The organism is Paenibacillus sp. BJ-4 (genome assembly GCF_020404765.1).
In the GTDB taxonomy this organism is placed as follows: Bacteria; Bacillota; Bacilli; order Paenibacillales; family Paenibacillaceae; genus Paenibacillus.
Genome location: NZ_JAIVEM010000097.1, coordinates 136,501 through 156,075, shown reverse-complemented (window position 1 = coordinate 156,075; position 19,575 = coordinate 136,501). Strand labels below are relative to the sequence as shown.

Annotated in this window: 17 protein-coding genes and 1 pseudogene; 2 read left to right on the top strand and 16 right to left on the bottom strand. The window is 49.4% G+C overall.

What is annotated here, in order from left to right; translation table 11 throughout:
• Nucleotides 1–72 precede the first annotated feature (72 nt).
• From LCF57_RS17315 to LCF57_RS17265, 12 genes are all read right to left on the bottom strand, one after another.
• On the bottom strand, nt 73–1,710 hold the full coding sequence (locus LCF57_RS17315; protein WP_226001800.1) for a glycosyltransferase: 1,638 nt from the start codon (nt 1,708–1,710) through the stop codon (nt 73–75).
• A gap of 60 nt (nt 1,711–1,770) precedes the next feature.
• Entirely contained in the window at nt 1,771–2,904 is a 1,134-nt protein-coding gene (locus tag LCF57_RS17310; RefSeq protein ID WP_226001799.1) for a glycosyltransferase, read from the bottom strand.
• A 33-nt stretch (nt 2,905–2,937) separates the two neighbouring features.
• On the bottom strand, nt 2,938–4,029 hold the full coding sequence (locus LCF57_RS17305; protein WP_226001798.1) for a glycosyltransferase: 1,092 nt from the start codon (nt 4,027–4,029) through the stop codon (nt 2,938–2,940).
• 178 nt (nt 4,030–4,207) lie between these two features.
• Nucleotides 4,208–4,330, bottom strand: a complete 123-nt coding sequence (locus tag LCF57_RS27615) for a hypothetical protein (protein ID WP_264083666.1) — start codon at nt 4,328–4,330, stop codon at nt 4,208–4,210.
• Between the two features lie 109 nt (nt 4,331–4,439).
• The gene (locus LCF57_RS17300; protein ID WP_226001797.1) at nt 4,440–4,862 is read right to left on the bottom strand and encodes a hypothetical protein; all 423 of its coding nucleotides are present in this window, start codon (nt 4,860–4,862) and stop codon (nt 4,440–4,442) included.
• Entirely contained in the window at nt 4,862–5,194 is a 333-nt protein-coding gene (locus LCF57_RS17295; protein ID WP_226001796.1) for a restriction endonuclease subunit S, read from the bottom strand. The genes LCF57_RS17300 and LCF57_RS17295 overlap by 1 nt, the downstream gene beginning before the upstream one ends.
• A gap of 29 nt (nt 5,195–5,223) precedes the next feature.
• Nucleotides 5,224–5,511 (bottom strand): hypothetical protein, encoded by a 288-nt coding sequence (locus LCF57_RS17290; RefSeq protein ID WP_025716718.1) that lies wholly within the window; start codon nt 5,509–5,511, stop codon nt 5,224–5,226.
• A gap of 118 nt (nt 5,512–5,629) precedes the next feature.
• Complete coding sequence (locus tag LCF57_RS17285; protein ID WP_226001795.1) at nt 5,630–7,090, bottom strand: glycosyltransferase family 2 protein; 1,461 nt, start codon at nt 7,088–7,090, stop codon at nt 5,630–5,632.
• A 72-nt stretch (nt 7,091–7,162) separates the two neighbouring features.
• Nucleotides 7,163–7,894, bottom strand: coding sequence for a sugar phosphate nucleotidyltransferase (locus tag LCF57_RS17280; protein ID WP_226001794.1), 732 nt, complete (start codon nt 7,892–7,894; stop codon nt 7,163–7,165).
• Nucleotides 7,891–8,691, bottom strand: a complete 801-nt coding sequence (locus tag LCF57_RS17275) for a glycosyltransferase family 2 protein (protein ID WP_226001793.1) — start codon at nt 8,689–8,691, stop codon at nt 7,891–7,893. Before LCF57_RS17275 ends, LCF57_RS17280 begins: the two co-directional genes overlap by 4 nt.
• Complete coding sequence (locus tag LCF57_RS17270; protein WP_226001792.1) at nt 8,688–9,623, bottom strand: glycosyltransferase; 936 nt, start codon at nt 9,621–9,623, stop codon at nt 8,688–8,690. The genes LCF57_RS17275 and LCF57_RS17270 overlap by 4 nt, the downstream gene beginning before the upstream one ends.
• Nucleotides 9,620–10,558 (bottom strand): glycosyltransferase family 2 protein, encoded by a 939-nt coding sequence (locus LCF57_RS17265; RefSeq protein ID WP_226001791.1) that lies wholly within the window; start codon nt 10,556–10,558, stop codon nt 9,620–9,622. Before LCF57_RS17265 ends, LCF57_RS17270 begins: the two co-directional genes overlap by 4 nt.
• Nucleotides 10,559–11,126: 568 nt before the next feature.
• Here LCF57_RS17265 and LCF57_RS17260 point away from each other — a divergent pair.
• Nucleotides 11,127–12,908, top strand: a complete 1,782-nt coding sequence (locus tag LCF57_RS17260) for a M4 family metallopeptidase (protein ID WP_226001790.1) — start codon at nt 11,127–11,129, stop codon at nt 12,906–12,908.
• 188 nt (nt 12,909–13,096) lie between these two features.
• Here the strand turns inward: LCF57_RS17260 and LCF57_RS17255 are convergent, their stop codons facing one another.
• Both LCF57_RS17255 and LCF57_RS17250 read right to left on the bottom strand, forming a co-directional pair.
• A complete protein-coding gene (locus LCF57_RS17255; protein ID WP_226001789.1) occupies nt 13,097–14,884 on the bottom strand; it encodes a hybrid sensor histidine kinase/response regulator transcription factor in 1,788 nt (595 codons plus the stop codon).
• Between the two features lie 4 nt (nt 14,885–14,888).
• Nucleotides 14,889–15,479 (bottom strand): sensor domain-containing protein, encoded by a 591-nt coding sequence (locus LCF57_RS17250; RefSeq protein ID WP_152379308.1) that lies wholly within the window; start codon nt 15,477–15,479, stop codon nt 14,889–14,891.
• Between the two features lie 241 nt (nt 15,480–15,720).
• On the opposite strand from LCF57_RS17250, the pseudogene LCF57_RS17245 reads away from it, so the two are divergent.
• Nucleotides 15,721–17,081: pseudogene (locus LCF57_RS17245) on the top strand (S-layer homology domain-containing protein).
• 252 nt (nt 17,082–17,333) lie between these two features.
• Here the strand turns inward: LCF57_RS17245 and LCF57_RS17240 are convergent.
• Nucleotides 17,334–18,110 (bottom strand): WIAG-tail domain, encoded by a 777-nt coding sequence (locus LCF57_RS17240; RefSeq protein ID WP_226001788.1) that lies wholly within the window; start codon nt 18,108–18,110, stop codon nt 17,334–17,336.
• A 112-nt stretch (nt 18,111–18,222) separates the two neighbouring features.
• The gene (locus LCF57_RS17235) at nt 18,223–19,386 is read right to left on the bottom strand and encodes a glycosyltransferase family 4 protein (protein ID WP_226001787.1); all 1,164 of its coding nucleotides are present in this window, start codon (nt 19,384–19,386) and stop codon (nt 18,223–18,225) included.
• Nucleotides 19,387–19,575: the final 189 nt, after the last annotated feature.

The window sequence follows — 19,575 nt, the reverse complement described above, 5'->3', positions numbered from 1 at the left end:
CAATGAATGAGATTCATCCAGCAGGCTGGCTATGCTCCAGTTTGATATTCAGTTCAACGGTCCGGTATACGTTCACCCGGACCGTTGTCTTGTATGCCGTCCTGCCTTAAGCGTGACTCGCTTTCGCTTATGAAGCTGTTGTCGCCGTGACTTGGATTTTCGCTTGGGCTTCGGCGACATGGGGGATCCGTGAGTGCTCTTGCGGCGACTCCTGCCATTGCTGCTACTGTTGTGCTTACGGCTCCTGCGATGACGTAGTCTGATATGCCTGCGGCCCTTCGACCATCTTGCGCGAATGCTACGCTTGCCGCGGCGCGGTTCTGGCTGTGGCTCAGGTAACGGGGGAACTGGTTGCGGCAAACCTTGAATGGCCGCATATTCGATCGGCGGCAGCCCCAGCACAGGCAGCTGACAAACCACCGATTCGGGAAATTCTCGAATTGTGTTGGTAAACGCCTCAGGTATATTGATGACCTGACGCAGTCCTTCACCTTCCCTCGTCCATACAGGTCCACCTGGCTGCTGAATCAGTGGAAACCAATGCGGATGATGACACACCCATTGACTAACCATGAGATGCAAGTTGCCTCGATAGGAGTCGGGTCCGTAAACACGCGTAGCCGCGCTGTTATTACGTACACCAATTCGCTGTATTTCTCCGGGATGATCAAGCAGATAGCCCACTTTTTGCGCCAGCATGTCGCTGTTGCCCGGCTCCACCAAAAAGTCTGTGTTTCCGGTCGACTCCATCAATTCGACCAATCCGCCCTGCGCAAAGGCTACAACAGGCTTGCCGTAAACCAGCCCTTCCAGTGCTGTCAGACCAAAACCTTCCTCCACCATACTGGGGATCACAACAATATCCATCGCACTATAGGCAGTCGACACAGACTCCTCAAATGAGTTGAACTGAAAGCGGCGACTAAAACGAGATTGGCGGATTAACGAGACGCATTTTACGTAATATTCCGAGTCTACCGAGCTGCCGATAATCCAGAAGCGACAACGCGAATTGGTTTCGCACAGCTTCAAGGCCATCTGGACAAAAGGCAGCAGCCCCTTGGCTTCGTAGATAAAGGAAGAAATATAACCAATGCAAATATGAAAATCCCGCAGCCCCAGCTTTTCGCGTTTTCTTTTACGTTCCAGCACATGCTCTTTGGGAGGCGGCATATCCATATCCCGACAAGGTGATAACACCGTATGCGGACGTGTCAGCCCCCCGCCATGCAAAGGGCGCATAACGGCTTGTGAAATGCCGATGACCCATTGACTGTAACGTTCAATGATGGAAACAGAGACTGGCGTATGCTCATTCTGGTTAATGACCTCGGTTATTTTCCAGATCACCGGAATATTAAGCTCCTGGGCAGCTATCGCGGGCATAACGTTCACACAGGTATTGACCAGCACCACATCAGGACGGGCTTGCTGGAGCATTTGCAACAACGGTGCATACGCAACATGGCTTCGCAAATTCTCCGCATCCTGCGCTAAGCCCTCATATGGGGTATACATGCCGTGCAGCATGAACAGGTTCTGAATCTGAACAGTGATCCCGCGCTTGCGGGCAATCGTAGTCAGCCGCCCTTCACCAGGTGTTACCAGAATGCAGTCGAAGTACGTACGAATGTCCAAACAGAATTGCAATAGCAGCTTCTCGGCTCCCGTAATACTACGGACGTTGCTGACATGGCTGAATAGCATCATTTTCGGCTTGATCGGAGTTCACCTCCTTTAAAATAGCAACCAGCAGATGCGCGATTGGTATTATGGAAATACAATCGACAGCAGCTGGTCTATCCGGTGACCATACGTGTGCTCCCGCAAGGTTCGTTCCAGCGCGCGCAGGGCAATCTCACGGCGTTCCTTTTCATGTGTCAAATAAAACTCAACTTTCTCCAGTAATTCCTGCTGAGAGCTGTACGTCTCAATCTCTTCTCCCGGCTTGTAAAAACGAGCCAGATCATCCCTTGTATCCGTCAGTTGCAAGGTGCAGCTGGCAGAAATTTCGAATGTGCGCGGATTCGGGGACGCCCCCGGAATTTTCAGCATGTTGTTGTTCACCGAATCATCCTGATGAGAACGATGAAGATTAATCACGATTTTGCTTCCGTTATATGAATCATTGGTCTCGACCGGGGACATCCAGCGGCCCAGCTCAATTTTGTCGCCATACGACTGATAATCAGGAAGGCGATCCCACCAGATTCCATTGATTTTAATGTTACGTGCCATGAGTTGGGGCATAATCGGATTAAAAAAATAGATGCGATTCCAATAGGCCGAGCCGGTAAAGCCGATTTCACGTCTTATCGAAGCAGGCGAGCTGAGCGGAAAATAGTGAGTCAGAAATGCCCCGAAAGGCAAATAGTGTACAGATGAGCAGCCCAACTGACGGTACAGCTCTATACAATTCATTTCCAGTGTGAATACATGATCATAATGCGGAACAATTTTAGTCGTGGTATCGGTGTAATAAGGATCGTCTGTGAGCCAGATGGCGGTTGGGATGCCCAACTGGCGTACCGCAGCAACCTGCTCCAGCGGAAGATCCATCCCATCCAGTGACAGCATCAGATTCGGACGGAGCTGAGCGGCAATATCTCCTACCGGCTGGCGCGGGTCCGTTACGGTAACCTGAGCCGTCATGGTTTGCAGCGTGTTAATGACCGCCTCATCCAGCGGAGAATACGGAAGGCCTTTGCCCGAGACGACATACAGTACATGGATTTGTCGAAAAGGAAAAACTGCCTTCGTCCGGGCAACAATCGCGTTGGCACGTCCGCGCAGATATCCTTCATCGTAGCCGTCATGGAGACCCGCAGTTCTTCCCTTTTCCCAAGAGGCTGCCGCCGTCTGATGAACAGCCGGGTCATACGGTCCTGTCGTAGATATCGTCATCACTTTCACTCCTCACTGTATTTGGTATTTACTCTAGGCCATCGCCTTGTCCAGCAATTCTTCCATACGATTTGAGTACATATGCTTTTGCATGGTCGTATGCAGCGCGCGCCAGGCCATACGTTCGCGCTCCCAGTCATGCTTGAGATAGTAGTCCAGCTTGACTTTCAGTTCCTCTGCTCCAGAGTAGGTTTCGATATCATAGCCTGGTTGGTAATAACGGCTCAGATCCTTCCGAATGTCCGTTATTTGAAGCGTACCGCAAGCCGCAATTTCGTATGTCCGGGGGTTGATGGACTCCGCTGACAGCTGATGAGTATTCCGGTTATCCAATCCGCGGTCTGTCGGGCGGTGCATATTGATGACAATTTTGGAGCCGTTATAGTATTGAGCGGTCTCCCATGGCTCCATAAAAATCGGACGGATAAAGCGTTCCAGCACATCTCGGCGAGTCAGCCGATCCCAGTGCCCGCCTACGATCAGCACTCTTTTGTCCGCAAGAAAGGGAGCGAGGTAGTCAAACAGCTTCACACGGTTCCAGAAGGCATTACCGATGAAGCAAACATCATGCTGATGCTCCCGTTCTACCCGTCGGGGATAAAAGATACGGGCTGATGCTGCAAGCGGCAAATAGTGTACCCTTGCTACTCCCTGATCGCGATAAAGCTGCAAGCAGGACGTTTCGTGCGTAAATACGACATCGTAGGATTGACAGATCAACGCTGTATCCTCCGTAAAGTAGGGATCGTCTACAAACCAGATGGCCGTCCGAATGCCCAAGGCTCGTATTTGCTGTACCTGCTCCAGATGATCCGCCGGAAAAATATGCAGCCCGTTCATGACCAGCACGAGGTCGGGGCGGTGGGCCTCGGCGTCAGCCAGCATCGTGGCGGGCGTACCGATGACAAATGTGCTGCACATTTGGCCTAGTGCGTCTTGCACACCAGTGTCTATAGCTGTGAAGCCTTGCGGAATGTACAACACTTTCAAAGGGCGAGCAGCAGGCTGTATTGCCACGACCTGTGACAGAGCAGCCGTGCAACCGCCCATTCTGCGTCCTTCCCGGTAGCCGCATCGGTATGCTTCGCGTTCATTTCCGCTTCGTTGATCGTTCACATCCTTCACCCTGTCCTGTTGTAAGATAAACTTCTGTCACTCCTAAACTATATGCGGAGGGGTCAAACGCATCATGGACGACTGCCACTACCCGGACAAAATTGGCGTTTGCCCGTCCAACTGCCAAACCGCAAATAACCCCGAAGCTGTTAGCCTCGGGGGAGCAATATTCAATGATCTGCACTATTTACTGAGCCTTGTATGCAATCTGGTGGCCGTCTTCATAGCCTTTGGCAAAGCCGGAATTGAAGCCTTCGTTGTAAGCTGCATCATACCCCTGCTGAAATGCCTGCGGATCATGCTCCAGCACTACAGGCTCGGACTGTGGATTTTCCGCAGTAGGGACTGCCGCTGGATTATGAGACTTTTTGCGCCGCCGTAGAAGAGAACGTCTTCTGCGAGTAGGATGAAGTCCTCTTCTACGGCGTCTTAGAGCAAGCAGACGTCTTCTTCTCCGTTTTAATCTGCGAATGCTGGAACGCCGGGCATCTCTGCGTCTTTTGCGGGCTTTGCTCCGAGTGATGCGTTCCCACCTTATACTCATGTTCATTCCTCCTTAGTTTTCTCGTAATGGCTTCATTTTTTTGAACAGGGATATGGAGCCATGGTTGCGTCGGTTTCCCATATACCTGACGTCTTAATGGAATACCTGCCAGCATTTGCGTGATTTTTCCCTGGTAGTTGCTGAGTATCCGAATGGTTTCCTCCAGACGGGTAGCTGACATATCCGCATGGGGCGTTAAGTCCGCAAGACTGCTCAGCATCCGGGCGACGGCGTGCTGGCTGGCAGCAATAGACTCCAGCATATCCAGCTTGATCTCACGTTCACGCCTCATGCTCATTAGCTCATATCCCCCGAGCCCATTCCTCCCATCATCCCTTCCATTCCGCCACCCTGCTCTTCATTCTGATCCAGCAATGCCTTGAGATTGCTGCAAAGTCCAGTCTGAAGGCGGGTTAGTCCCTCCAACATTTCCACCATCTGCTCGTGAACTTCCAGTGGCCGTCCCAGTTGCTCTTCATCGGTATCAAATGCGTTGGGCTCCAGATGGTTCAGCGCCCAATTACGCATCTTTTCGGCTTCGACCGCCTTGGCCTCCAGGATCATGGACACGTTCCGTTGCATTTTGGAAGCTGCATCCAGCATATGAATCATTGCTTTTTCCCTACTCATGTGTTCACTCCCTACCCTCGGTTGGTACGTTACTCCTCTTCCGGGTATGCCGTCTCTTTCACGACACGAACGAGCATTTCAGCCATTGCTTCCTGAAGATCGGCAATACCGTTCAAGTAGGCAACAATGCTTTTGTTTACTTGTCCCGAGCTTTCCAGAATGCCCGGAATTCCGTCAAAACGCGGCTCCTCATCCGGCAGTTCATGTATGATCTGTGCCATACGCACGACCACCTGTCGTTCCGCATCCAACAGCCTTGACATTTGCTGCTGCGAGTGCGAAATATGAATTAGCAAATCATCTACCTCGTTATGCATAAGCCCCTCCTTTATGTGCTCCGCCTTGCGGAACCCACGAATAACTACGGGCTTTCCGCTACTACAGCGTATGCCGCAGCGAGTAGTCGGTTCCGCCTAAAAGCGCCTATTCCGATCATTACAGATGCCCCTGCAGCACAGGTGGCGCAATAATGGGCTGCTCCTCCACCAAAATGGACAAATCTCCGGGGGACAACAATCGAATTCGGTAGTCAGCCGCCCGCCAGATCATGGCTGCATAGGAAGTAAGGAACGGCCTTTTCCAACCGTCTCCGATTTGATACAGTTGACTGCCTTCGGCATACAGCACCTCAATCCATTGCTTGCATTGAGCCGGGGTATTAAGCGTGGGGAACATGGACATGTTCTCCAATTCGGAAGCTGCCAGCACAGGAATGGACTCTTCTGTTGATACAGCCACAGGTGCTTCCACGCCACCGGAAACCGTGGCCTCCAGCTTCGGTACCCGAGGAAGTGCCAACAGATCTATCTGGGATATTCTAACAGGGGTCACGTATTCTCCTCCCGCAGCACGAACTCCATCCAGAAAGCGCCTTCCTCCCCGCTCTAACCGAAATACGGCACCGGATGGTCCTTGGACGAGCACTCCGACGGGATAAAAGCTTGCCGCTGACACATGTCTTTCCTTGCTGGATGATACCTGTCCGTCCGGCTCTGCTGCAGCGAGTTTCTGACTGGAAAGCAGCTTATTGATGTCCCCCCACTTTTGGACAAAAAAGGATCGGTTCTGGCTACTCTCCTCCATTGGACCGTTTTTTACGGTCATCTGGGGAAAACGATAAGCCGTATCCCGATCACTTTCTGCGTAGTGGATAAAAGCATCTCCGGCAATTGCCATACGTATCCCCAGCAAGCGAACACGCAGCAGCCAATCTGCAGTGGCCTCCTGACCACTGTGACAGCCTTCGTCCCAGTACCCCGTTTTTTCCAGTGTTTCTCTGCGCAGCAGTAAACAAAATCCGGCCAGGCTCTCGGTTTCTCGCCATGCGGCCGGGTTGGAAATATTGTAGGTCAAGGCAAATGGATATGCTTCATTTTCATTTATATAAGGAACCTCAATCTGCTGCTCTCCGAATGGTCCATTCGTTACAGGCCCGACGACCCCCATCCGCGGATCGCTGTACAAACACTCCAGCAAACGATCCAGCCAGCCGGGGGTCACCATGACATGTGGGTCCAGTACCGCAATGGTCGTGCCTTTGGCCATCATCAGCCCCTGATTCAGACTGCCCAGCATACGAACATCCTTTTTTAGCAGCGCATAACGCACAGCGATGCTTTTACGGAGCAAATAGGTGCGTGTCCCGTCCGTCGAGCCGTAGTCCACCACAATAATTTCATGAGGATGGATCGTATGCTCCTCAATACAGTGAATACATGCTCGAAGCTGATGAAGCTGATTGCAGGACGGAATGATAATGCTGACGCCTTCAAAAACCTTGCCGAACGAAGCCTGGCCCAACCTGCAACCCTGCTCCTGGCCCCTTTTATGTCCTGCCCAATAGCCTTTCTTACCGAGCCGCTTGCTGTGTTTCCTTTGTATACTCAGGCGTTTCATGCCGTTCACTCCTCCGGGTGGCATTATGCCTATACTATATGCCTGGCCCGGCCGGATGGTGTTTCATTTGAGTCAGGGCAGAAGCCCCTTCATTTTTACTCCTGCCTCCTGCAGGGAATCAAAGGTTCCTGCATCGCTCCAGTATCGCCGTAAAATATCATATTCCAACTTGCCCTCAGCGGCATAACAGCTGTTAACATCCGTGATCTCAAGCTCACCGCGTGCCGAAGGCTTAATTTGCCGGATCTTATCGAACACGGCAGTATCGTACATGTAGATACCAGTAACGCAATATTGGGATTGGGGATTCTGCGGCTTTTCTTCAATCCTTATAATGCTCTCCGGCCGCTCGGGATCAAACACCGGTACTCCGTAACGACGAGCATCTGCCACCTTTTTCAACAACACTCTGGCGCTCCCCGGAGGCTGTTGCTTGAAGCGCTCGATGACAGGTCCCAGGTCCTCCTTGAACAAATTATCACCTAGCAAAACAGTGAATTTTTCTTCCGACTGCATATAGCTCCTCGCCAGTTCGAGGGCTTCCGCAATGCCGCCCGCCTTTTCTTGAATCCGGTACGTCAATTGGACACCATAATCGCTGCCGCTGCCCAAGAAATCGGTGTACAGTCCGGCCGATTGTTTGCCAATAATGAGGAGCATATCGGTGATTCCAGCCTGTCGCAGTCTTTCGATACCATACACAATCATGGGATATTTGCCGACCGGAAGCAGATGCTTGTTGAGTAATGAAGTCAACGGGTGAAGGCGCGATCCGGTCCCTCCTGCGAGAATAACCCCTTTCATATCTTCCCTCCTCCTTCGACAGCATGTTCGGCGCATGAATCCCCAACGTCACCAGTTTCGATGAACATTCTGGGATCTATGCTCCATTTCTCTATGAACAAACGATAGTTCCGCTCGATCAGCTCTTCGATCCAGGAAGTTTCCGCGCGTGAGAAGCTTGCATTTCCCTGGTGATAAACAAAACAGTCATTACACATCAGCAGCTTATAGCCATGCACGCGTGCCCGCAGACAATAATCGTCATCCTCATAATGTCCGGGACTAAACCGTTCATCAAGCAATCCGATCCGTTCCACCAGCTCACGCCGGAACAGCATACAAAATCCGACCAACCGCTTGACCTCCTGCCATCTAGACGGATTACTTATATTATTTTGCTCCGCAAACCGTAGGCAACTGGCTAAATCCCCTGCCAATCCGTGAACCTGCTGAATACCGCTGACATAATTGGTCACCGGGCCCACCAGTCCCACCGTGCTTTCGCTCTGCAATGCAGCCAGCATATTGGATAGCCACCCGCGCGTAACCGTCACATCATTGTTCAATATGAGGAGCTGGTCACCCCTAGCCAGACGAAACCCCGTATTACAAGCTGCCGGAAACCCCCGGTTTTCGGGGAGACGTACGCTGATCAGCCGCTCGGCTGCACAAAAAGCATCCGTACCGTCATTCGAAGCGTTATCTACTACAATGATTTCATAAGGTACATCCAGCGTATGTGTCCGAATCGCCTCAATACACGGCTTTAGCAGATGCAGACCATTATAAGTCGGGATAATAATGCTCGTCACGCTCATCGTGCATTCCTCCCTTTGGCAACGTCTATCCGTGTGGGAACGGGGCCGAACGGGGAAGTACCCGCTACCTGAAACACCGCCGTCAGTGCCTCCGCATGATCGCCAACGATCAATTGCTCCATAACGTTTCCTTTGCCGGTATTGAAGGTTCGCTTGCGGTTCGTTTTAATGACGTCGACAGCGTGTACGGCTGCCACCATCATGCCGTGCAGCACCGCCATAGCATGGGCCTTTGGCGGGACAGCGAGCATGGCCGGACCAAGCAGATCCAGCGAGCGTCGTGACAAGGCGTGCGGCACAGCGGTCAATGAGCTTGCTCCAAGATCCGGCCTGCGCAGTATGCGGTTCAGGAACCCTTTACACCGTGTTACGCTGTCCTGCTGGGCATAGGGCGGTAAATGTTTGCCCAGATCGTTAAGCGCCACATCCGTTCCCTGATCAACCGCGTGGAGAAAAGGCAGCAAATCAGACGCTGGAATCGGCAAATCTCCGTCCACAAACAGCACGATATCAGCCTGCGTCATACGCGCGCCTACAGCACGCCCGACATCATGCCCAAGCCGATCCGGCATGTGGATGAGAGTCACGCCAGGATGATGCTTCGCTACAATGGAGCGCGTGCCGTCCGTACAGCCGTTCAAAACGACAATGATGTCCTTAAGCGGAAGTTTTTCCAGCTCGCCCAGTACCCGGTCAATGGTCGACTCCTCATTGCAGGCACTAACCACGGCTGCTGCTGTTCCCTGCAGCAGAATGTCCTCAGGAACTTTTTGTACCTCAGACAGATTCGCTTCGGTCGTTCCCTTTCCCCGGGGTGCGGGTTTCCTTACCCTGCGGCTGTGCATTGAATGGGTCGATCCATGTCTTCGCTGTACACGTCTGCTCCCCCAACTTGGATCGTCACGTTTCCCTCTGCGATACTCTCTGCTCACGGTTTCACCTCGTCTCTGATCCGTTTGCGCCCCAAATCGATAAATCCCGCACGGGTTCCCAAATGTGATGTAATCCAGGAAATAGCATCCAGGTGATCCTGTACAATCACATCCACCAGCGGGTCCTTGCCGTTCTGTTTTTTGCGTGTCGCATTCATTCTACCGACAGCTATTCCATATACGGTCACCACTCGCAACCCGGAGACGATGGACATAGCTTGAAATAAAGGAGGCTTCTCCAATGACTTTAGACCTATTTTTTTCAAGGCCCTTTGACTTATGGCATGTGGAATAGCCGTCATGGATGCCCCTCCTAAATCAGCACGGTTCGACAAAATATTCAATACATGCTTTGCATCAACTACAGGATGTACCGACGTATGATTCACGGGTCCATGGTAATCATTCAGCACAATATCCGCTCCTGCGCATATGGCCTGTATGAACGGTCGGAGTCTTACGTAGGGAATGACGATATCGCCATCCAGAAAAAGCAGTACCTGTCCGGAAGCCGCCTCCGCTCCAATCCGACGGCCCACATCATGTCCCAGCGGTTCCGGGAAGGAAATAACACGCGCCCCCGCCGCTAGTGCCACCTTCGCCGTCCTGTCGCTTGATCCGTTCTCGACCACGATAACCTCAGTATGTGGATGGACACGTCGTGCCTCACGAATAACAGCTCCGATCGTTTTTTGCTCATTCATGGCCGGAATAATGACAGATACAAGCAATTTTCCACTCGCTGACGGTTCGGACGGCCGCTCCTCACCTGTCTGTGCGCCTTTTTCCGCACCCGTTTCCTTCCCAATGACAGGACTTATTGGGTTCATATTCAGCTTGGGCACTCTTACTGGCAGCCACAACTTTGAGTAACGATTGGCGCTGGTATACCGCCTGCGATTGAGCTTAAATCCAGCTCTTCTCTGCTTCCTCATGCTCCCGTCTCACCTCCCTTATAGCTGTATAGATGGACAGCGTGATTAGGACAGTTCAACATAACCTATGCGGTCCAAATACCGTGTGTAACGGCAAGCGTGGAGTCTATTCGACAAAGCAATTTTCGACTTTATTTTACAAAACTAATTAATCCTATTAAATAAATCAGTTATTAGGGTCTAAAGAATCATTTTGGATAAATTTGTGACATAGATCTTCTCGTCCGTCATTCTCTGTGCTAATATCAGAGCCAGATGATGGGAGTTCAAAAAATCAACATTTGTTTTTTTTGCATAGGGCAACTTTTTTCCATTATCCACTATTATTCCACTGCTAATAAACGACAGGAAAGGAGGAGTTTGTCGCCTTTTAAGCTATTTCTTCACCTGCAGTCCCCTCTTTTTACTCACGCTTCATGAAAAACTTCATGGAAAACACACTTCGGTATTTTTCTTCAGGTTCCATTTTCTTCATGTTCCAGACGACAACACGACTTACCTCATTGGCGTAATGCCTAATCAATACAGGATGATTCATCCTGACACTAATCGGGGAGAGTGAATGTTAATGAAAAAAGTATGGGTTTCGCTTCTTGGAGGAGCTATGTTATTAGGGTCTGTAGCGTCTGGTGCATCAGCAGCGGAGAGTTCCGTTACGGGGCCAGCTCAGCTTACGCCAACCTTCCACACCGAGCAATGGAAAGCACCTTCATCGGTATCAGGTGACGACATTGTATGGAGCTATTTAAATCGGCAAAAGAAAACGTTGCTGGGTACGGACAGCTCCAGTGTCCGTGATCAATTCCGTATCGTTGATCGTACAAGCGACAAATCCGGTGTGAGCCATTATCGGCTGAAGCAGTATGTAAACGGGATTCCCGTATATGGAGCTGAACAGACCATTCATGTGGGTAAATCTGGTGAGGTCACCTCTTATCTGGGAGCAGTGATTACTGAGGATCAGCAAGAAGAAGCTACGCAAGGTACAACTCCGAAAATCAGCGCTTCTGAAGCGGTCTATACCGCATATCAGGAGGCAGCTACACGGGTACAAGCCCTCCCTACCTCCGATGATACGATTTCTAAAGATGCTGAGGAGCAAAGCAGTGTTAGCAAAGACACTTACGCCGAAGCAGCTAACAACGATAAAACGACCTCTATTGAACAAGACAAGCTTAGTCTTGAGAAAGCGGCTGAACTGAAAGATAGCAAAATCGAAGCGGTAGAGGCAGAGCCAAATTCCATTGCCAAAATCGCTAATCTGCAACCAGAGGTAGATCCTAAAGCTGAGCTGTACTTCTATCCTAAGGGCGACACATTGCAGCTGGTTTATGTGACAGAAGTTAATATTTTGGAGCCTGCGCCGCTGCGTACACGCTACATCATTGACGCCAATGATGGCAAAATCGTATTCCAGTATGACATCATTAAGAAAGCGACAGGCACAGGTAAAGGTGTGCTTGGTGATACCAAATCGTTCACCACTACCGCTTCCGGCAGCAGCTATCAGTTAAGAGATACAACACGCGGTAACGGAATCGTGACTTACACGGCCTCCAACCGTCAAAGCATCCCAGGCAGCATTCTGACCGATGCCGATAACGTATGGAATGATCCGGCCGGCGTGGATGCCCATGCTTATGCGGCCAAAACCTATGATTACTATAAGAGCAAATTTGGACGCAACAGCATCGACGGTCGTGGCCTGCAACTCCGTTCAACAGTCCATTACGGCAGCCGCTACAACAATGCCTTCTGGAACGGCTCCCAAATGACTTATGGTGACGGGGATGGCTCCACATTTATCGCTTTCAGTGGTGACCCTGATGTGGTTGGTCATGAACTCACACACGGTGTTACAGAGTATACTTCCAATTTGGAATATTACGGTGAATCCGGTGCATTGAACGAGGCCTTCTCAGACATTATCGGCAATGACATCCAGCGTAAAAACTGGCTGGTAGGCGACGATATTTATACACCAAGCATTTCGGGTGATGCTCTGCGCTCCATGTCCAATCCTACCCTGTACGATCAACCAGACCATTATTCCGACTTGTATACAGGTAGCTCGGATAACGGTGGCGTTCATACCAACAGCGGCATTATTAATAAAGCATATTATTTGCTGGCACAAGGTGGTACCTTCCATGGCGTAACTGTAAATGGAATTGGTCGCGACGCAGCGGTCCAAATTTACTATAGTGCCTTTACGAACTATCTGACTTCTTCTTCTGAATTCTCCAACGCACGCGCTGCTGTTATACAAGCTGCAAAAGATCTCTACGGTGCGAACTCGGCACAAGCTACCGCAGCTGCCAAATCTTTTGACGCTGTAGGTGTTAACTAAATCAGATAACGATCCCCTCAATATCCTCGTCCATAGATCTTGGTCGTTGTACAACTGTCAACTGCCTACGCATGCAAAGGACGAATTAGGGGTGCAGTGTACAAGTCTGCACCCCTCCCCCCTTATGTATGGCGCCCCCTCAAAGGGGCGCCCTTTTCTTGTCCATTTATCTTGGACTTAAACAGTTCTTACAAAAGTAATCCGGCATCTCTTGCTTTTTGCACGGCTTCTTCTCGATTATTGACTCCCAGCTTGTCATAGAGAGTGGAAGCGTAATTTCTTACGGTGCCGTTGGATAGGTAAAGTTTCTCAGAAATTGTTTTATAACGGTTTCCTTGAGACAAAAGATTCAAAACCTCTAGTTCGCGTTTCGTTAAGCCATACTCTTCTCCATCTGACCATGGTCCGACTGACTCTTCTTCATCATTTTCGTCCCACATTTTATGGAACAAATCTTGGTTTATTACCGTGCCTCCCCGATAGACGAGGCGAATCGTTTCAGCCAGTTCACGCGATTCTATGGATTTCAGCAAATAGCCGTCAGCGCCGCTTCGCATGATTTCCTTCGCCCTCTCTGTATCCTGAAACGTTGACAGGATGAGGACGCGAATGTCAGGCCATGTTTCCTTAATTATTTGGGTCGCACGAATCCCATCCTGATTGGGCATCTCCAAATCCATTAATATCAAATCCGGATTCAGGCTTCTGCACAATTCCACAGCTTGCTCCCCATCTTCAGCCACCCCCACTACCTGCAAGTCCTCCTGTCCGTCCAAGATTGTATGGAGACTGTCTCGGATAAACGAATGATCATCGACGATACACAAGCGGATTCGTTCATCGGACAATTGTACAAGTCTGGGTAACACACATGAGATGAACGTCCCTTCACCTTTTTCGGAGTATACAGTGACTCTCCCTTGTAACTGTGTCGCACGTTCTTTCATTGCAGTTAATCCGAAGCCATCCTTCCACTCCTCCACTCCGCCGCCATTATCCTGCACATCCAATCTCGTCTGTTGCGGCTCAAAATGCAGTGACACAATGATTTCGGTGGATTGTCCGTGGCGCACGGCATTAGTCAGCGATTCCTGCAAGCTCCGATAAAGCGTCATTTTCGCTTGTTTGGAGACCATGTACTCTTCCCCTATTATTCGAGTGCGTACATTTACTTTTGCATGTTTCTGGAACTCCTCTGCTAATTGTTGCAAAGTAACAGTCAAGGGAAGCGATTCTTGTGGTGAATCTATTTGATGCAAATAGGCTCTCACTTCCTCCATACTGTTACGGGCTAATTGCAATAATGTGTCGATTTTCTGCTCCCCATCTTTTGTTGCTAATTCCGTACGCAATATTTCCAACCCCATAATGATCGAGGTATAGGAATGCCCCATCGTATCATGCAAATCTTTGGAAAGTCTATCGCGCTCCTCTAACAAAGTAATCTGCTCAATCTGAGATAGGTACTGTTCCAGCACAAGCTTCTGATTGCGTATAATTTCATTTTGGCGGTAATTAGAAGCTAGTAAGTGAAAGGAAAATCCCATCGCAAAAGCCAGACCGAGTGGGATAATCGCCCATAGATCTGTTCCTGGGGAAAATATTGCAATGAGCAATGGAAACAAAACAACTGTGATAGAACCCGACCAACGGAATGATTTATGAGCACTATTTGCCGCGATCATGAAAGTTGGCATTAAAAATGCAAGATATGCCGCCGGAAATAATAAGGTTAAGTAGAAGCACACTCCGCCAAACAAAACCATCTCAGTAAGCAGATAGTAGCGATAACTGAACATTAAACAAATCCAAGGTATTGAAAATGCGGCAATTTCCCAAAGAACGATGATCCAAAGGGGCACAGTTAAATGGTCTTGGTGTTGGATAGTAGTTATCATCAATGAAACCCAGATGACAAAACGTATACAAAGCAATAACCAGTCATACCAGAGCCATTGTTTCCAGGTTGTAAACAAATTATCACCTCTTAATAGCTTTAAACATGGAATGCGTGTACATTCCGACTATTTGAACTAAGCTGTTTCCAATGCGAGTATTGATCCAGACGAGAATACACCCAGCGAGCATGACACATATAGCCTTTTCCCATGAATCTACAGCGAATCCCCATAAGTATATATCAAGATGTTGAAAAAGTATCGGTGTAACGATAATTACGAGCGGAGCTATGTACAATATAACGGCACATATAAGGCTAATCACCCCAATAAAAAATTTCTGCATAAGCCAAAAAACGGCCCTCCAATTGCTACTATTAAGAATGGCTTCTCTCGCTTTCATCCATTTATCCCTTCCACTGTTTGTCCTTGTCGGGATTGGCTCTATCGATATATCCGTATAAACCTTCGTCTGAATGCGTTCATATTGGACAAACGTGTGAGTTGTTCGCAACACACACGCCAACAAGGGAATGCCCACGAAGATAACCGTCATCCCCAACGCAAATGTAATGCTGACCAAATAGAAACAAAAATAAAACAGTCCAGACCCAAAGGTAAACAACAAAAAGTAGAAATCTTGCAACCTTTTGCGAGCTGATTCTTTCGTCATTTGATTCTCTCCTACTCTTTATTTTATTTGCTAATACGTTATGAATTGCCCTTCGAATCTAACTTGTTATCTGTCACATACGGTAGTGTCAAAGTGTCATATTTGTAGGTCATGACTATAAAACAAGCTGTACTAAGCTCTTTTTTATGTCATGCATTAGAAGACGAAAGGTCACTAGCTACTATGACTTGCCGCTTGCTACACTCGGTTCATACACGGGTGAGTCGACATTTCTACCAGCATGATTTCTGCGTGTTCCCAATAATCCTTAGAAGTTGGAGAATTAAAACCATCGACATCCACGGCCAATATTCAAATGACGAAAGCTCCCAATAACGCAAAAGAAGTAGAATCTTTTGCTGATCCGTTGTTCGCGGAAAAAATGAAGAAGTACAATGTGAACGGTTCAAGTTTTGCCGTCGTCCATGATGGAAAAGAATATTTTTAAACCATTAGGCATGAAGTCTACCAGTGTGCGCTTTACGTCTGACCTTCTCAAGAGAATGGCTACACATTACGGTCCCACTGGCGATCCTCATCCAACATATGGGCACGCCCCAACTGATGGACCACAAAGAAGCATTTTGTCCATTGGAGAAGACATGTCAAAGTACATGATTATGCAGCTACAGAATGGGAAGTTTGGAGATGAAGAAATCGTAACATATGGTATTAAAAGGCGGAAACATGCCGGGACATTCTTTGTTGATGGTTTTGGTGCCTGAACAAAAAACCGCATTTTTCATGTCTTACAATAATGATTCCATGATGAGTCTAGATATGTACGATGCGTTCATGGATCATTATTTCCCTCGAACTATCACTGTGAAGAAACCAACATACCACCAGTTAGAAGAAAAAGAAGCGCAAAAATACGTGGGTCTATATCAAAATACACGTGTATTCGCGATTCGTACCCACTTTTCCTATGAGAATGGGGCGTTGGTCATGGAAGATGAAACAGCTGGAAAACAAGTACTCAAAATGATTCGCCCATTGTTGTTTGAAGATGCAGAAGGAAACAAGCTCGCTTTCCAGAAAAACAAGGCTGGAGAAATCACATATTTTTATTACACCAGTCCTATCAAACCACCTTTTGCAGACGTCCCGCAAAAGAGTAAATATAGAAGCCATATAGACAATCTTCATGCTTTAGAGATCATGAATGCTAAAACAGGTAATCTATTTAATCCAATGGGCACGATGACACAAGGGGAATTTGCTGACGCCTTGTTACTTGCACACGGAGGGTACACTTTCCCAGACGAAATCGAAAAAATCAAGAAGCAACTCATAGTAGGCATACCAAGATATGACCGTGCCACTCCGATTACCCGACAAGTTGCAGCAACCATGATTCAAAATTTGAAGCAGATTCAACCTGACCAAGCCACTCAGGTGAAATTGCTCGACGCTGCGGATGCCTGGGCGGTCCAGTCCATTCAGGCACTTGCCTCTCAAGGAATCGTAGACCCGGATACCAACATCAATACTGATGGCTCCTTTACCTTCCGTCCAAAGAATTTATTGCTTCGTCAAGAAGCGAGCGCCTTGCTCGATTTAGCTTTTGGCTATTATGCTCTGCCTATTAAACAGAAGTAAAAAAAACGCTGTTCTTTCCTTATAATTATAGGAAAGAATGGCGTTTTTTCATTCCTGTTTCAGTGTCTGAGGTGTTCTAACATTACCATAAACAAAAGCTGTGTATATGTATTATAATGCCTTCGCCAATTATCTTACTTCCCTTCTAGCTTCTCCACCGCGATACCGCCTCCGCCCTTATGTATACGGCGTCCAACTATGGGACGCCTTTTTCCATGATGACGTTGATGTGCAACTTACATCCCCAGCTTCCTATGATGTCCCCATCGCAATCCAGAGAATCCATCCCTCACATATCTGACCCGATTGTCTGCGTTCCACTGTAAGCACTGCCGAATACCTCTGTCGCTGTGTAACAGATACCGTCACTCCCGGTACGCTCGCATTAGCGGTGATTGCATATTGTGTGTCTATAAAGGGCTTCTCAAACACAACGTTTACTTCAATTGTAACCGCCTGTGCAGGTAGATAAAAAGAAATGCTGCCAAATTGGGGTGAAGTCGCTTTACTGTCCGTAGTCCTGTCATTGGTCGGTGAGCCATCGTGAATGGCATTCCGACCTAATTCTTTTTCATTGTGAAAAGCTAGATCTTGCTCAGGCAATTGCATTCGCTGCTTTGGACGCTGTCTTCCTTCCGCAATATGAATACTGGTTATGGAACAATCCAGCAACGAATCTTGCTCGTTCTGATCTTCCACCTTCATAGACGTCATGTCATTACCCGTTCCGTATTCGGTATCTGACTCAGGCACAGACAACAGCAGCACAGATGCTCGATTCATCTGCATCGCTTCCTCCAGCGTTTTGGGAAGCTTATGCTTTTTCCATGCTGCTTCCTCTATAGCTTGAACCGGGGGATCCTTCTCTACAGGGACAGCTGCACTTGCCGTTCCACGCTGAGTGGTTCTGTGACTGCCAGCAGGCAAAGCAGGTTTCTCCTTGCTTACACGGGGAGAGGGAACTGTATTGGAAAGGTTACGCCGTGCTATTTTTTTATCCTTAGGGCTAGGGTTCGTGCGATGGTTCATGATGACCGCTCCTTTGGCACGGAGTGAATAAGCGGTCGCTCCGCTTCATTCACCCGGCTGGGAATCATGGCTGATGCCTATAAGTTAGCCTATGCGCATAAGGGCGCCCACGTCACTCAGTTACACAGTCCAGCATAATTTGCGTCCAGCGATGTGCTGAATGCTGCCATAAAAACCGTCTCCGCACCTCACCAAGCCCAGCTTCTCCCATCCGTCGCCGCAAGTCGGTCTGCCGGAGCAGTCCAATGATGGCCGTGGCCATTTCCCTTTCACCGGGGGATGGATTAACAAGCCAGCCCGTCTCGCCGTGTCGTACAACCTCCGGAATACCGCCGACACGGGAAGCAACCACGGGCACTTCTGCCGCCATAGCTTCCAGATTGACCAGCCCGAAGGCTTCATCCTCCACTGAAGGAACGACAGTCACGTCGGCTAGCTGATATAGCGAGGCCAACGCCGGATGGGGGACATAGTCCAGAAATTGGACGTGCTTCCCCAATCTTAGTTTACGCATCTGCCGATGCAACGAAGCCGTATATGACGTGAGGCGGTCGTGACCGTAAAAGGCGCTGCCTGCAATGAGCAGCAGCACATCCGGACACGCGCGGACCACCCGGCGCAGAGCCTTGAGCAGCCGGTGAACGCCCTTCCCCGGCATTAATCTGCCTGCGTATAGCACGATTCGTCGACCTGACCAGCCAAAATCGTCCAATCGCGCCGCTCTGACTGCTTCTCCCACCGGAGTCCGGCGTGGCAGGAAATCACCGGGATGAATACCCAGCTTGTTTACGACGATGCGTTCCCTAACGACAGCAGGAGTGTCGGCGGCCACGATTGCCCCCAAATAGGCACTGTTCACGATAATCCGATCCAACGGCAGTAGCAGTCTGCCCACGTCCTCCCGTTTGAGATGGGGCTCGCGGATGAAAGTGGTCGAATGCAGGGTCAGCACCACTCGGCTATCGGGCAAAGCCTCGCGAATGGCATACGCGGCAGTCGGGCGGTTGTGTACATCTACTACTGCAGGTGACCACCTCTTCAAGTCAGCAATCACCTCGGGAATATAACCTGACCCTTGCGTATAACGCATGCACGGGACTCCGTCCACGTCTCCATGATCCGGTGCCTCTACTCCCCTAATCCCATAGATCTGTGCCTGAAGCTCATGGCTGGCTAGTGGTACAATACAGGCAATGACCCGCTCCACAGAACTGCTGCGGGGCGAAGGTATAACAAAAGAGCCCGGTGTAACGACCGCTACCTTGGGCCTCTGCATCCATCCTTCACCTACTTTCCACTCTTATTCCAACACCCTTCAACACTCATCTAGTATCATATCGTCTCTTTCCCTCAAAGGTGCCTGACTTCTCACTTTGGGCGTACCGCAAGGCTAGCGTCCATGCCTGGCCGATCTTTCATACATATGATGGACTAGAATCACAGTATGGTCAGTTGGAGTGACTAC

What these genes read in the sequence shown, in the direction of transcription:
- LCF57_RS17300 (WP_226001797.1), bottom strand. Translation starts at nt 4,862, where the DNA reads ATGAGCATGAGGCGTGAACGTGAGATCAAGCTGGATATGCTGGAGTCT.
- LCF57_RS17295 (WP_226001796.1), bottom strand. Translation starts at nt 5,194, where the DNA reads ATGAGTAGGGAAAAAGCAATGATTCATATGCTGGATGCAGCTTCCAAA.
- LCF57_RS17290 (WP_025716718.1), bottom strand. Translation starts at nt 5,511, where the DNA reads ATGCATAACGAGGTAGATGATTTGCTAATTCATATTTCGCACTCGCAG.
- LCF57_RS17240 (WP_226001788.1), bottom strand. Translation starts at nt 18,110, where the DNA reads ATGAACCATCGCACGAACCCTAGCCCTAAGGATAAAAAAATAGCACGG.
- LCF57_RS17235 (WP_226001787.1), bottom strand. Translation starts at nt 19,386, where the DNA reads ATGCAGAGGCCCAAGGTAGCGGTCGTTACACCGGGCTCTTTTGTTATA.
- LCF57_RS17250 (WP_152379308.1), bottom strand. Translation starts at nt 15,479, where the DNA reads ATGACGAAAGAATCAGCTCGCAAAAGGTTGCAAGATTTCTACTTTTTG.
- LCF57_RS17315 (WP_226001800.1), bottom strand. Translation starts at nt 1,710, where the DNA reads ATGATGCTATTCAGCCATGTCAGCAACGTCCGTAGTATTACGGGAGCC.
- LCF57_RS17260 (WP_226001790.1), top strand. Translation starts at nt 11,127, where the DNA reads ATGAAAAAAGTATGGGTTTCGCTTCTTGGAGGAGCTATGTTATTAGGG.
- LCF57_RS17280 (WP_226001794.1), bottom strand. Translation starts at nt 7,894, where the DNA reads ATGAAAGGGGTTATTCTCGCAGGAGGGACCGGATCGCGCCTTCACCCG.
- LCF57_RS17275 (WP_226001793.1), bottom strand. Translation starts at nt 8,691, where the DNA reads ATGAGCGTGACGAGCATTATTATCCCGACTTATAATGGTCTGCATCTG.
- LCF57_RS17285 (WP_226001795.1), bottom strand. Translation starts at nt 7,090, where the DNA reads ATGAAACGCCTGAGTATACAAAGGAAACACAGCAAGCGGCTCGGTAAG.
- LCF57_RS17310 (WP_226001799.1), bottom strand. Translation starts at nt 2,904, where the DNA reads ATGACGATATCTACGACAGGACCGTATGACCCGGCTGTTCATCAGACG.
- LCF57_RS17265 (WP_226001791.1), bottom strand. Translation starts at nt 10,558, where the DNA reads ATGAGGAAGCAGAGAAGAGCTGGATTTAAGCTCAATCGCAGGCGGTAT.